We start from the raw sequence: 12,879 nt of genomic DNA on the forward strand, positions 1-12,879 counted from the left end.
CTGACTGAAAAAAAATATGGTTTTAGAAACGATGCTACCCTGCAAAAGCAGGAAATACTGAGCGTTGAGGCATAGCACGGCCAAATTCTTTTTCCAGCCCGGCGCCGCCCGGGGGCGGCGCCGGGATTTCCCCGCTAGCGGTTGGCCAATTCCGCCTCGCCCTCGCGCAACAATTGGTCCTGTTGCGATGTAATTTCGCGGTAGCGTACACCAATTTCGTCGGAAGACAAACCGGCGGCGAACAATTGGCTCAATTCCAGCTTCAAGGCGTCGAGTTTGAGCTGGCGGATCGCCCCGACCATCCAGACCCGGTCGCTGTCGGCGTCGGACTCCGGGCTGGCGGCGATCTCGCCGATGATGGCGTCGTAGTCGCCGCCCTGGGCCTTCAAATGCTGCGCCAGCGCGGCGAAGCTGCCAGCCGCGCCCAGCTCCTGCCCGGCCGCCACCAGCTGCGCCAGGCGCTCGGCGTTGCCGGCGCCGAAATAGCCGAAGGCGGCCAGGCCGGCGGCGTCGATTTCCAGGCTCAGCGGCGGATGCGCGACCAGGATGCGGATGATCTGCAACTCCAGCCCCACCGGCATGGTGCGCCCGGAGCGCGGCGGCGCCCGCTGCGCCACCGCCACCGGCTTGGCCAGCTCGAACAGCGCCTCGATCTCGGCCGGCGTGGTATGCGTCATCGACGCCAGCCCGCGCACGATCTGCAGGCGCAGCGCCGACGGCGTCATCGCCTGCAACATCGGCTTGGCGTCGAACTGGACGCGCGCGCGCCCCTCCGGCTCGGACAGGTCGTGCTCGCCCGAGGCTTCCTTGAGCAGGAACTGCGACAACGGCATGGCCTCGTGCACCTGTTGCTCGAAGGCCTCGGCGCCGTAGGCGCGGATATAGCTGTCCGGGTCGTGCTCGGTCGGCAGGAACAGGAATTTGATGGTTTTGTTGTCGGACACGTGCGGCAGGCTGGCCTCGAGCGCGCGGCGGGCGGCGCGGCGGCCGGCCTTGTCGCCGTCGAAGCTGAAGATGACGTTGTCGGTCTGGCGCAGCAGCTTTTGCACGTGGGTCGGCGTGCAGGCGGTGCCGAGCGTGGCGACGGCTTGCGGAAAGCCCATCTGCGCCAGCGCCACCACGTCCATATAGCCCTCGGTAACGAGGACGTAGCCGGCGTCGCGGATCGCCTGGCGCGCCTCGAACAGGCCGTACAGCTCGAAACCCTTGGAAAACAGCGGGGTTTCGGGGGAATTCAGATATTTCGGCTCGCCATGGTCGAGCACCCGCCCGCCAAAGGCGATCACCTGGCCCTTGGTGTTGCGGATCGGGAACATGATGCGCTCGCGGAAGCGGTCATAGCGCTTGCGGTTGCCGCCGTCCTCGTCGACCTTGTCGATCACCAGGCCGGCCTCGGCCAGCGCGACGGCGTCGTAGTCGGGGAACACCGAGCGCAGGTTGTCCCAGCCGCCGGGGGCGAAGCCCATGCCGAAGCGCGCCGCGATTTCGCCCGTCAGGCCGCGGTTCTTCAGGTAGGCGATGGCCACGCCGGCGCCGCGCAACTGGCCGCGGTAGAAGTCGCAGGCGTGCGTCATCGCGTCCGACAGCGCCATGCTCTGGGCCTGCATCTGCGCGCGCTGGGCCGGCGGAATCTTGTCGTCGGCCTCGGGCACCACCATGCCGACGTTTTGCGCCAGGTCCTTGACGGCGTCGACGAAGCCCATGCCGGAGTATTCGATCAGGAAGTTGATCGAGGTGCCGTGCGCGCCGCAGCCGAAGCAGTGGTAGAACTGCTTGGTCGGGCTGACGGTGAAGCTGGGCGACTTTTCACTGTGGAACGGGCACAGGCCCATGAAGTTGGCGCCGCCCTTTTTCAGCTGCACGTAACGGCCGACCACGTCGACGATGTCGACGCGGTTGAGCAAATCGGAAATGAAGGATTGTGGGATCACGGGGCTCGGGGGGTCTTGTTATTGATCAGGCTATACCACCGCGCGCTGCCCGGATTGATCCAGGTCAACGCGCGGCGCTGCGACACGCGGCGCGCTTAGGCGGGCGCCAGGGCTTTCTTGACCAGCGCGGACACCACCGTCATGTCGGCGCGGCCGGCCAGCTTCGGCTTGACGATCGCCATCACCTTGCCCATGTCCTGCGGACCGGCGGCGCCGGAGGCGGCCACGGCGGCGGCCACTTCGGCGGCGATTTCCTGGTCCGACAGGCCGGCCGGCATGTAGCCGACCAGGAAGGCCAGTTCCGCCTTTTCAATGTCGGCCAGGTCGGCGCGCCCGCCGGCCTCGAACTGGGTGATCGAATCCTTGCGCTGCTTGATCATCTTTTCGACGATGGCCACGCTCTGCTCGTCGTTGACTTCGATGCGCTCGTCGACTTCCTTGCGCTTGATCTCGGCCAGCAGCAGGCGGATGGTGCCCAGCTTGACCGTTTCCTTGGCGCGCATCGCGGCTTTCATGTCTTCCGTAATCTGCTCTCTCAAACCCATGCTGTGCTCCGTGTGGTGTATAAATGCGAAAACCCGCTGCGGCGAACCGGAGCGGGTATGCGACCCATCTGAACCTAACATCCAGATGAAACAAAACATAACCCCTGGCGACCAAAGCGCCTATAACCCGGGTTAGTTTTGAATGAACAGTCTTAGAATAATTTTTTAGGCAATTGCTGGCTGCGAATGCGCTTGTAGTGGCGCTTAACAGCAGCTGCCAGCTTGCGCTTGCGCTCAGCTGTTGGCTTTTCGTAGAATTCGCGTGCGCGCAATTCGGTCAGCAGACCAGTTTTTTCAATAGTGCGCTTGAAGCGACGCATTGCGACTTCGAACGGCTCGTTTTCTTTAAGGCGAATAGTGGTCATGTAAAAATTCAAACCGTTGATTTATAGGAAGAGGTAGATAGTAGCATCGATTGCACGAAAAGGGAAGCGGCGATGCGTGCGCCGGCGCGCGCCGTTGCTAAAAAACCCGCCGCGGCGGCGCCCGCCGTATCGCTTGCGCAACAGCGCGCGCCCTCCCCTGGTCAACTAGCGCAGCGCCAGCCCGGCGGCCACGCCGGAGGCCCAGGCCCACTGGAAATTATAGCCGCCCAGCCAGCCCGTCACGTCGACCGCCTCGCCGATGAAGTACAGGCCGGGCACCTTGGCCGCCATCATGGTTTGCTGCGACAGGTCGCGCGTGTCGATGCCGCCGCGCGTCACCTCGGCCTTGCGGTAGCCCTCGGAGCCGCTCGGCACGATAGACCACTGGTTGACGGCCGCGCCCAGCTTGCGCAGCGCCGCGTCGGTCAAGTCGGCCAGGCGGGCGTCGGCGGCCAGGCCGGTGGCCGCCAGCAGCCCCTCGACCAGGCGCACCGGCAACCATTGCGACAGCACATTGTCGAGTTGCTTCTTGATGCCGCCCTTGCCTTCGATCAGCGTTTGCGCGACGTCCATCTCCGGCAGCAAATTGACGACAATCGGCGTGCCCGGCTGCCAAAAGCTGGAAATTTGCAGGATCGCCGGGCCGGACAGGCCGCGGTGGGTGAACAGCAAGTCTTCGCGGAAACGCGCGCCGCTCGGATTCTTGCCCTTCAGCGTGCCGGTCGTCACCTCGACTTCCAGCGCGATGCCCGACAGCGGCGCGAACGGCGCCCAGGCGGCGTCGTCAAAGGTCAGCGGCACCAGCGCCGGGCGCGGCTCGACCATGCGCAGCGCGAACTGCTCGGCCAGGCGGTAGGCGAAGTCGCTGGCGCCGATCTTCGGAATCGACAAGCCGCCGCTGGCGACGACGACGCTGGCCACGTCGATGTCGCCGCTGTCGGTGCGCAGCACGAAGGCGCCGTCGTCGCCCCGGGCGATGGATTCCACCTTGCACGGCATGCGCCAGTGCACGTCGGCGGCGGCGCACTCGTCCTTGAGCATCTGGATGATCTGCTCGGCCGACTCGTTGCAGAACAACTGGCCCTTGTGCTTCTCGTGGTAGCCGATGCGGTGCTTCTTCACCAGCGCCAAGAAGTCCTGCGGCGTGTAGCGCGACAAGGCGCTCTTGCAGAAATGCGGGTTGTCCGACAGGAAATTCTGCGGCCCGGCGTTGATGTTGGTGAAATTGCAACGACCGCCGCCGGAGATGCGAATCTTCTCGGCCAGCTTGTCGGCGTGGTCGATCAACACCACCCGCTTGCCGCCCTGGGCGGCGACGGCCGCGCACATCATGCCGGCCGCGCCGGCGCCGATCACTGCCACATCAAATTGTTTTGCCATAGAGATTTCCGGACCCGCTTAATTTCAAAGCGCCATTGTAAACCCAGACGCTTCGGCGTTGCGACAGTTAAAACCAAGGGCTGAACCCCGGCTCTTTGCCTCAGCTTGGTTTCAGCGTTGCCGGCCCGCGCGATTAGGCGCGCAGCGCGGCCGATACCCGCAGGCATTGCGCCACCTGCTCGGCGATCGACGCCGGCACCGGCACCGCGCCGGCCAGCACGGCCGAGATCCAGGCGGCGGTGGTGGCGGCGTCGCGCTCCGCCGGCAGGTCCGGCAGCGTTTGCACCAGGCCCTGCTTTTCCACCAACACGGTGCGGGCGCCGCCGTGGAACCAGTCGATCTGCTGCGCCTTGTTGGCGTTGGCCACGGTTTCGCCCTCGGTGCCGCGCATCAGGAAGGCGTCGCCGCGTTCCTGCGGCGCCGCCGTGGTGAAGTATTCGCCCAGCATTTCCAGGTATTCCGGGTGGGTGTAGGACACCAGCCGCAGCGCCGGCCCGGCGAACGGCTGCATGATTTTGACCAGCGTATGGGTCGAATTGCGCACGCCCAGAACGCGCCGCATCGCCAGCAGCCGCGCCAGCGCCGGCGCCAGCGCGTCGATGCCGATGAAGGCCGGCCGCCCGGCCGCCAGCGCGGCCTCGGCCTCGCCGTGGCCGGTGGCGGCCGCCACGCCCAGCGCCGCGAACACTTCGGCCGTGGTCACGCGGCCCGGGTCGCTGTCGACGCCGTGCACCAGCACCGGCACGCCTTCGCGCGCCAGCAACAGCGCCAGCAGCGCGGTCAGGTTGGCCATCTTGCGCGCGCCGTTGTAGCTGGGAATGACGATCGGCGCGTAGCGGCCGGCCGGCGCCGCCAGCGGCGCGAACGAGGCCTCGGCGGCGGCCAGGAAGCCGGCGATTTCATCGACCGATTCGCCTTTGATGCGCATCGACAACATGATGCCGCCCAGCTCCAAGTCGGAGACCCGGCCGGCCAACATGGCGCCGTACAGCGCCTCGGCGTCGGCGCGCGCCATACCGCGCGCGCCGTGCTTGCCGCGGCCGATCTCTTTGATGAAGCGCGCGGCCGGGAAGGGTTCTAGCGAAACTGGGGGGGCGATAGGAGTCATGCCGCCAGTTTACAGGATTTGCCCTTGCCTTGAAGCCGGCCCGTGGCTTTTTTCACATAGGCGCTGAGGCGCCCGCCCGGAGCGGCAAAAATATATGTAGAAACAATCGCCGATAATTGAATCCAACCGTCTGGCGGCCGCGTATATCCACGGTAGCGCGCGACACCCCGTCCCTGTTCCGTACCTTCATTGGAGACCACCATGTCAGTCACAGCACCAAAAACCGCCATCGCAGCGGCGATACTGAGCAACCTAATCGCCTGCGCCTTCGCCCCGGCCGCGTTCGCGTCGAGCCACCGCGAAGCGCCGTTCATCACGCGCACACCCAAAGTGGACGCCACCGATTTCTATATGTTCCGCAGCTACGAGGCCGGCCGCGACAAGTTCGTCACGCTGGTGGCCAACTACGTGCCGCTGCAAGACGCTTACGGCGGCCCGAACTATTTCGCGATGGACCCGGACGCGCTCTACGAAATCCACATCGACAACAACGGCGACGCCAAGGAAGACCTGACGTTCCAGTTCCGCTTCGCCAACACCATCAAGGACGCCCAGTTCACCGTCGGCGGCAAGAAGGTCTCGATTCCCCTGGTCATCAACGGCGGCGCCATCGACAGCGTCAACCCGGCCGGCATCAACGTGCGCGAAACCTACGGCGTGACCGTGGTGCGCGGCGACCGCCGCCACGGCAGCCGCGCCGCCGTCACCAACGCCAGCGGCGGCGCCGCCGTCTTCGACAAGCCGATCGACAACATCGGCAAGAAGGCGATTCCCGACTACGCCGCCTACGCCGCCAAGCACGTCTACAGCGTCAACATCCCCGGCTGCGCCACGCCGGCGCGCCTGTTCGTCGGCCAGCGCAAGGATTCCTTCGCCGTCAACCTGGGCGAAACCTTCGACCTGATCAACATTAAGGCGCCCGCCGTCGAGTTCAGCGCCAACGCCGAAAAGGGCGCCCGCGACGACCTGGCCGACAAGAACGTCACCTCGATCGAGCTGGAAGTGGCCACCGCCTGCCTGACGGCCAGCGGCGGCGCCGAACCGGTGATCGGCGGCTGGACCACGGCCAGCCTGCGCCAGGGCCGCCTGCTCAACCCGTCTCCGAAGGGCGGCGCCGACACCTCCAAGGAGGGCGGCGCCTGGGTCCAGGTGTCGCGCCTGGGCATGCCGCTGGTCAACGAGGTGGTGATCGGCCTGAAGGACAAGGACCGCTTCAACCACAGCGCGCCGTCGGCCGACGGCCAGTTCGCCGACTATGTGACCAACCCGACCCTGCCGGCCCTGGTCGAAGTGCTGTTCGGCAGCGCCGGCGCCAAGGCCCCGACCAACTTCCCGCGCAATGACCTGGTCGCCACCTTCCTGACCGGCATCAAGGGCGTGAACCAGCCGGCCAACGTCAAGGCCGCCGAAATGCTGCGCCTGAACACCTCGACCGCGCCGACCCCGATCGGCGCGCAAAAACGCCTGGGCGTGATCGACGGCGACGGCGCCGGCTTTCCGAACGGCCGCCGCCCCGGCGACGACGTGGTCGACGTGGCGCTGCGCGTGGTGATGGGCAAGCTGTGCACCTTGAACATCGGCTGCGTGCCGGCCGACGCGCCGGCCGGCGCGATCCGCTTCACCGACGGCGCCTTCCTCGACGAAAGCTATTTCGGCGCCGGCTTCCCCTACCTGAAGACGCCGATCGCCGGCTCGCCGCAGCAATGAGCGGCGCCATCGAACAACCATTGAGGAGAGCCAGATGAAAAAACTATCGATTGTATTGGCGCTGCTTCTTAGCGCCTGCGGCAGCGGCGGCGGCGACGCCGTCGACGACGGCGTCAACGGCGGCGCCGCCGCGCCCGCGCCGAACCCGTTCGTCGCCAGCGTCATGGCCCTGGTGGCCGGCAGCGCCGACGACGCCGATCCGGCCGAGATCGACGCCGTCGCCGTGACGACGCCGGACGATACCGATCCGTTGCCCTTGTAAAAACAGCGGCGTGAAACCGGGGTCGGTCGCCCGAGGGTCCGACCCCGGTTCGTTGCCGCAGGCTTGCACTATGCGGCGGCGACGCTGAGGACATTAACGCTATGTATTACTGCACATCATGACAAACACCTTTTCCCGACGCTTCGGCGCGCTGGCCGTGTGCGCGGCGGCGGCGCTCCCGGGCGCGGCCGCCGTTGCCGCTCCCTATACCCCGGCCAGCGGCGCCGAGGTGGTCGAGGTGTTGCCGCGCCGCGCGGATCCGCTGCAGCGCGAGCTGCGCAGCCTGCGCGCCGCGCTGGCCGCGCACCCGCGCGACCTGGGCCTGGCCACCGGACTGGCGCGGCGCTACATCGGCGCGGCCCGCAGCGAGACCGATCCGCGCTACTTGGGCTACGCCCAGGCCGCGCTGGCGCCGTGGTGGCAGTTGCCGGCGCCGCCGGCCGAGGTGCGCCTGCTGCGCGCCACCGTGCTGCAAAGTACCCATCAATTCAGCGCCGCGCTGGCCGACCTGGACGCGGTCATCGCCGGCGATCCGGCCAACGCCCAGGCCTGGCTTACGCGCGCCACCGTGCTGACGGTGCAGGGCGACTATCCGGCGGCCACCGCCAGCTGCGCCCGCGCGGCCGGCCTGGCCGACGCGCTGGTCGGCGTGACCTGCCTGTCCGGCGTCGCCGGCGTCAGCGGGCGTCTGCTCAACAGCGAGAAACTGCTCGCGCTGACCTTGCAGCGCAGCGCCGGCGCCGCGTCCGAGTTGCAAAGCTGGGCGCTGACGCTGCTGGCGGAAATGGCCACCCGCCGCGGCGACGCCGCCGTCGCCGAGGCGCGCTACCGCGCCGCGCTGGCGCTCGACCCGCGCGACAGCTATCTGCTGGGCGCCTACGCCGACTTCCTGCTCGACCAGCGCCGCCCGGCCGAGGTGGTCAAGCTGCTCAAGGACCAGGGCCGCGTCGACGCCCTGCTGCTGCGCCACGCGCTGGCGCTGCAGCAGGGCGCCGGCACGCCGCAGGCGCTGGCCGCCGCCGCCGCCGAGCTGGGCGCGCGCTTCGACGCCGCCGCGCTGCGCGGCGACACCGTGCACCAGCGCGAGCAAGCCCGCTTCGAGCTGCACCTGCGCGGCAACGGCGCCGCCGCGCTGGCGCTGGCGCGGCGCAACTGGGCGGTGCAAAAGGAGCCGGCCGACATGCGCGTCTACCTGGAGGCGGCGCTACGGGCGCGCGACGCCGCCGCCGCCGCGCCGGTGCTGCAATGGATCGCCGCCAACGGCGTCGAGGACGTCGCCCTGGCGCGGCTGGCGCGGCAACTGCGGGCGGGCGCGTGAAGCTGATCGCGCCCTTCCTGGCGCTACTGGCCTTGCTGGCCGGGCTGGCCGCGCCGGCGCAGGCGCACAAGCCGAGCGACAGCTACCTGGCGCTGGCCGTCGAGGGCGGCGCGGTGCTCGGCCAGTGGGACATCGCGCTGCGCGACCTCGACTTCGCCATTGGCCTGGACGGCGACGGCGACGGCCAACTGACCTGGGACGAGGTCCGCGGCCGCCACCCCGCCATCGCCGCCTACGCGCTGGGCCGGCTCGACCTGTCCGGCGCGCGCGGCGTCTGCCCGGCGCGCGTGCTGGACCAGCGAATCGAGCGCCACACCGACGGCGCCTACAGCGTGCTGCGCTTTCGCGCCGACTGCCCCGCCCCGATCACCGCGCTCGACGTCGACTACCGCCTGTTCGCCGACCTCGACCCGCAGCACAAGGGGCTGCTCAAACTAAGCCACGCCGGCGCCACCAGCACCGCCATCTTCAGCCCGCAGCAGGCGCGCCAGCACCTCGCCCTGGCCGCGCCGGACCGGCTCGGCCAGTTCGGCGCCTACGTGCGCCACGGCGTCTGGCACATCTGGATCGGCTTCGACCACATCCTGTTCCTGCTGGCGCTGCTGCTGCCGGCGGTGTTGCCGGGCGCTAAAACCGACGGCGCGGGACGGGCCGGCGGCTTCAAGGCTTGCGCGCTCGACGTGCTCAAGGTCGTCACCGCCTTCACCGCGGCGCACTCGGTGACGCTGACCCTGGCCAGCCTGACCGTGGTGGCGCTGCCGTCGCGCTGGGTCGAATCGGCGATCGCCGCCTCGGTGCTGCTGGCGGCGCTGAACAACCTGCTGCCGCTGTTCCGCGGGCGCCGCGCGCTGGCCGCCTTCGGCTTCGGCCTGATCCACGGCTTCGGCTTCGCCGGCGTGCTGGCCGACCTCGGCCTGCCGCAAGAGTCGTTGCTGAGCAGCCTGCTGGGTTTCAACCTGGGCGTGGAAATCGGCCAACTCGCCATCGTCGCCGTCTTCCTGCCGCTGGCCTACCTGCTGCGCCGCACCTGGCTGTACCGGCTGCTGTTCGGCGCCGGCTCGGCGTTGATCGCGCTGCTGGCGGCGTTGTGGCTGGCCGAACGCGCGCTGGAATTGAAACTGTTGCCATTTTGAGCGAACCGGTCGAATCGAACGCGCTCTTTGCGGTACTTTGCAATAAGATCCGGGTCAGGCTTACGAGAACGAATCCACCATGACCAATACACAGCCGGCTGTCGGCATCCATGTCAGCAAATTGAAACTGGACGTCGCGCTGCTGGCGCGCGGCGAAATCCAGAACAAGGTCGTCGAAAACGACCTGGCCGGCTTCCGCTGGCTGCGCGACTGGCTGACCCGGCACGAGGTCAGCGTGGCCGGCCTGCCGGTCTGCATGGAAGCGACCGGTCCGTACAGCGAGGCGGCGGCGCTGGCGTTGACGGCGATGGGCATGGTGGTCAGCGACGTCGACCCGGAGCGGGTGCAGGCCTTCGCCTCCAGCGCCCCGGCGCCGGCGCGCCAGAGCGGTATCGACGCGGTGCTGCTGGCGCGCTTCTGCGCCGAAACCCGGCCGGCGCCGTGGGTGCCGCCGCCGGTGGCCTTCCGCGCGCTGCGCGCCTGGCTGGCGCAGCTGCACGCGCTGCGCACGATCCGCCTGGGCGAGTCGCGGCGCCGCCAGAACTACCAACTGGCCGGGCAGGAGGCGCTGGCCGAACACGTGCGCGCGGCCATCGCCTGCCTGGACGGCCAGGTCAGGCAGCTCGAACGCGACATCGACGCGCACCTGCACCGCCATCCGGCGCTGGCGCGCAACGTCGAGCTGGTTAAACGGGCACCGGCGCCCGCCGGCAACGCCTGCTTGCCGCACTGAGGTTTCACGCCGCCGCGCAAGCCCGGGCCCAGCCCCCAAGGGTCCGCCCCACGCCCGGCGCCGGCGCAGGCACTGCCGCAGGCGTCTTTTCCGCTACACTAATGGTTCCCGAGAACGCCTGACCGAAAGCCGAGCCTAGAAACATGAACACGCCAGACATCGAAAACATCAACGTCACCTCTTTCGCGCCGATGCCCTCGCCCATAGCCCTGCACGCCAAGCTGCCGCTGTCGGCCGCCGCGCTGCAGACCGTCAGCGAAGGCCGCGAGGCGCTGCGCGCCATCATCGACCGGCGCGACCCGCGCCTGTTCGTCGTCGTCGGGCCGTGCTCGATCCACGACCCGGTCGCCGGCCTGGACTACGCGCGCCGCCTGAAGGCGCTGCAAGCCGAGGTGGCCGACACCATGCTGCTGGTGATGCGGGTGTATTTCGAGAAGCCGCGCACCACCACCGGCTGGAAGGGCTACATCAACGACCCCGACATGGACGATTCCTTCCGCGTCGACGTCGGCATGGAAAAGGCGCGCCAGTTCCTGCTCGACGTGTGCGAGCTGGGCCTGCCGACCGCCACCGAGGCGCTCGACCCGATCTCGCCGCAATACCTGGGCGACCTGATCGCCTGGACCGCGATCGGCGCGCGCACCACCGAGTCGCAGACGCACCGCGAAATGTCGTCCGGCCTGTCGACCCCGGTCGGCTTCAAGAACGGCACCGACGGCGACATCAGCATCGCCATCAACGCCATCCTGTCGTCGGCGCACCCGCACTCCTTCCTCGGCATCAACAGCGCCGGCAACGTCGCCATCGTGCGCACCCGCGGCAACGCCTACGGCCACGTGGTGCTGCGCGGCGGCGACGGCCGCCCGAACTACGACTCGGTCTCGATCGCCATCGCCGAGCAGGCGCTGGCCAAGGCCAAGCTGCCGGCCAACCTGGTGGTCGACTGCTCGCACGCCAACAGCTACAAGAAGCCGGAGCTGCAACCGCTGGTGATGGCCGACGTGATCAACCAGATCCGCCACGGCAACCAGTCGCTGGTGGGCGTGATGATCGAATCGAACCTGGTCGCCGGCAACCAAAAGATCCCGCAGAACCTGTCCGAACTCCAGTACGGCTGCTCGGTCACCGACGGCTGCATCGACTGGGACACCACCGCGACGATGCTGCGCGACGCCGCCGCCCAGCTGCGCCTGCGTCCGCGCGACTAAGCGGGGTTCTAAGCCGCAACCCCAGAAAATTCCGCCACCCAAATCCAGCTCGGCGAGGAGCGTGTCCAGGTCGATCATCTTGCCGCCGTTCTGGAAGGTGTAGTGCCCGTTGAGCAGAGTGTGCCGCCGGGCTGCCGGCGGTATCTGGGTGGTCAGCGCCACGGCCTTGGCGTTGCCGTCCGCTTCATACTTCGCCAGCAATCTCGACATAATGGCCGAGTTGTAATAAATGATCGCACTGCCGATCAGTCTGGCGCACTGGTTGCTGATCTCCATTTCGATGTCGGTGCGACCAGTCAATTCCTTCCTTCCTTCCTCCGACCTGCGCGATGGTCGAGCGTAACTGGTGGTAAGACTCGATGCGGTTCTGCGAGCGATGCGCGTGTCGTTCCAATTGCGGATTGCGCAGGTAGCGCAGCGTGTCGATGCTGCGCACCAGCTTGTCGAACTCGACGACCGCACGCCGTTGTCATGATCCCCAGCCCGACACAGGTATGTGTGCGCCGTCGAGGCCGTGGATACGCGCATGGCCGACACGCGCGCCTGGATGCTGTGAAATGGCGCGCATGATCAGCCTGGAAACGATCGGAAAATGCGATGTGATTGCTGGCCGCTTCATAGGTGAAATGTTAACGGCGCGCGACAATGTGCCGCTGCCGCGCTAGAACCAGTCCGAGCGCTGGCCGATCGGCTAAGCCACTTCCAGCGCCAGCGCGGGTGCCGTATGCCGATGAAGCGCCGGTCGCGCAACTCGATCCCGGCAAGGGAAAGACCGAGAAAGCCTACCTGTGGGCCTACCGCAGCGGCAAGCTGGAGGATGGGCCGCCCATTGTCGCGTTCGACTATCAGCCGGGGCGCGGCGGCCAGTTCGCGCGCGACTATCTGCAAGACTGGCAAGGGCGCCTCATGGTCGACGATTTCAGTGGCTATAAGGCGCCGTGATGTCGACTATATCAACGATCAGTTCGGTCACACCGGTGTGGGTGCGTTGAAGGCCTGGGCCGTCAGTAGGCCAGATTGGCCATATAGCAGGGCCGTGGTGGGTTTGGTATGAGGCATAATTACCGTTTCCTTATTTGGTTGAGAGTTGTTTAGCGAATTGGCATAGGGGCGGCCAGTGAAACTAGCCGACCCCTGCCACACCACCCGGCATGCGGGTCCGCACCGGGCGGTTCGAGTAGTTGAGGTT

General features: G+C 67.5%; 11 protein-coding genes and 2 pseudogenes. 7 read left to right on the plus strand and 6 right to left on the minus strand.

Going from position 1 to position 12,879, the window contains the following annotated elements:
* Positions 1-134 precede the first annotated feature (134 nt).
* From dnaG to ybiB, 5 genes are all read right to left on the minus strand, one after another.
* On the minus strand, positions 135-1,931 hold the full coding sequence (gene dnaG / locus ACFDR9_RS24690) for a DNA primase (protein ID WP_409032676.1): 1,797 nt from the start codon (positions 1,929-1,931) through the stop codon (positions 135-137).
* Positions 1,932-2,026: 95 nt separating this feature from the next.
* On the minus strand, positions 2,027-2,476 hold the full coding sequence (locus ACFDR9_RS24695; RefSeq protein WP_026132986.1) for a GatB/YqeY domain-containing protein: 450 nt from the start codon (positions 2,474-2,476) through the stop codon (positions 2,027-2,029).
* Positions 2,477-2,628: 152 nt separating this feature from the next.
* Positions 2,629-2,841, minus strand: coding sequence for a 30S ribosomal protein S21 (rpsU, locus tag ACFDR9_RS24700; protein ID WP_008451879.1), 213 nt, complete (start codon positions 2,839-2,841; stop codon positions 2,629-2,631).
* 165 nt (positions 2,842-3,006) lie between these two features.
* Complete coding sequence (locus tag ACFDR9_RS24705) at positions 3,007-4,221, minus strand: NAD(P)/FAD-dependent oxidoreductase (protein ID WP_409032677.1); 1,215 nt, start codon at positions 4,219-4,221, stop codon at positions 3,007-3,009.
* Between the two features lie 133 nt (positions 4,222-4,354).
* Entirely contained in the window at positions 4,355-5,329 is a 975-nt protein-coding gene (gene ybiB, locus ACFDR9_RS24710; protein WP_409032678.1) for a DNA-binding protein YbiB, read from the minus strand.
* A 201-nt stretch (positions 5,330-5,530) separates the two neighbouring features.
* Between ybiB and ACFDR9_RS24715 the strand changes: the two genes are divergently transcribed.
* The 6 genes from ACFDR9_RS24715 to ACFDR9_RS24740 all read left to right on the plus strand — a co-directional run bounded on the left by ACFDR9_RS24715 (position 5,531) and on the right by ACFDR9_RS24740 (position 11,690).
* Positions 5,531-7,036: a DUF4331 domain-containing protein gene (locus tag ACFDR9_RS24715; protein ID WP_409032679.1), complete on the plus strand. Its 1,506-nt coding sequence runs from the start codon at positions 5,531-5,533 to the stop codon at positions 7,034-7,036.
* Between the two features lie 34 nt (positions 7,037-7,070).
* On the plus strand, positions 7,071-7,298 hold the full coding sequence (locus tag ACFDR9_RS24720) for a hypothetical protein (RefSeq protein WP_017877192.1): 228 nt from the start codon (positions 7,071-7,073) through the stop codon (positions 7,296-7,298).
* 118 nt (positions 7,299-7,416) lie between these two features.
* A complete protein-coding gene (locus ACFDR9_RS24725) occupies positions 7,417-8,616 on the plus strand; it encodes a hypothetical protein (protein WP_409032680.1) in 1,200 nt (399 codons plus the stop codon).
* Positions 8,613-9,749, plus strand: a complete 1,137-nt coding sequence (locus ACFDR9_RS24730) for a HupE/UreJ family protein (protein ID WP_409032681.1) — start codon at positions 8,613-8,615, stop codon at positions 9,747-9,749. The genes ACFDR9_RS24725 and ACFDR9_RS24730 overlap by 4 nt, the downstream gene beginning before the upstream one ends.
* 79 nt (positions 9,750-9,828) lie before the next feature.
* Positions 9,829-10,482, plus strand: a complete 654-nt coding sequence (locus tag ACFDR9_RS24735) for a transposase (RefSeq protein WP_017877195.1) — start codon at positions 9,829-9,831, stop codon at positions 10,480-10,482.
* A gap of 143 nt (positions 10,483-10,625) precedes the next feature.
* Positions 10,626-11,690 carry a 3-deoxy-7-phosphoheptulonate synthase gene (locus ACFDR9_RS24740; RefSeq protein ID WP_017877196.1) on the plus strand — a complete coding sequence of 355 codons (1,065 nt, stop codon included), beginning with the start codon at positions 10,626-10,628 and terminating at the stop codon, positions 11,688-11,690.
* Positions 11,691-11,726: 36 nt separating this feature from the next.
* Here ACFDR9_RS24740 and ACFDR9_RS24745 read toward each other — a convergent pair.
* Positions 11,727-12,156: pseudogene (locus ACFDR9_RS24745) on the minus strand (Tn3 family transposase); the annotation flags it as partial.
* Between the two features lie 203 nt (positions 12,157-12,359).
* Between ACFDR9_RS24745 and ACFDR9_RS24750 the strand changes: the two are divergent.
* Positions 12,360-12,626, plus strand: a pseudogene (locus tag ACFDR9_RS24750) (transposase); the annotation flags it as partial.
* Between the last annotated feature and the right edge of the window lie 253 nt (positions 12,627-12,879).

Origin of the sequence: Janthinobacterium sp. CG_23.3, from assembly GCF_046115965.1 — a bacterium.
In the GTDB taxonomy this organism is placed as follows: Bacteria; Pseudomonadota; Gammaproteobacteria; order Burkholderiales; family Burkholderiaceae_D; genus Janthinobacterium.